General features: G+C 64.9%; 1 protein-coding gene. It reads left to right on the top strand.

Translation table 11 applies throughout. The features are described 5' to 3' along the window. The coding region (locus tag A5643_RS17845) for an AMP-binding protein (protein ID WP_156628787.1) at positions 1–593 on the top strand (593 nt) is incomplete at both ends.

The raw sequence follows: 593 nt of genomic DNA, 5'->3' as shown, positions 1-593 counted from the left end.
ACGGTCATCGATATCGCCGACCCGGTGATCGCTGATCAACCGGCCACCGTGCTGCCATTCGGGCCGGCGGCCGACGACATTGCCTACCTTATTTACACCTCCGGGACCACCGGTGTGCCCAAGGGGGTGGCTACGACACATGGCAATGTCACGCAACTTCTCGAAGCGCTCGATGCGGGGCTGCCGCGTCCTGGTGTGTGGGTGCTGTGTCACTCGCTGGCCTTTGACTGGTCGGTGGGGGAGATATGGGGGGCGTTGCTGCATGGGAGCCGGTTGGTGGTGGTGCCGGAATCGGTGACGGCTTCACTGGAAGATTTCCACGCGTTGTTGGTGGCCGAAGAGGTCAGTGCGTTCAACCAGACTCCGTCGGCGGCCGGAGCGCTGTCACCGGCCGGGTTGGACGCCACAGCTCTTGTCGTCGGTGCTGAAGCCTGCCCACCGGAGTTGGTGGATCGGTGGGCGCCGGGGCGGGTGATGCTCAATGTTTATGGGCCCACGGAGACCACCATCTACGCGACGGTGAGTGCGCCGTTGTCGCCGGGTTCGTCGGTGGTGCCGATTGGGTCGCCGGTGCCGGGGGCGGCGTTGTTTGT

Source organism: Mycobacterium sp. 1274756.6 (assembly GCF_001668625.1).
GTDB lineage: Bacteria > Actinomycetota > Actinomycetes > Mycobacteriales > Mycobacteriaceae > Mycobacterium.
This window is presented reverse-complemented; position numbering and strand designations above follow the sequence as displayed.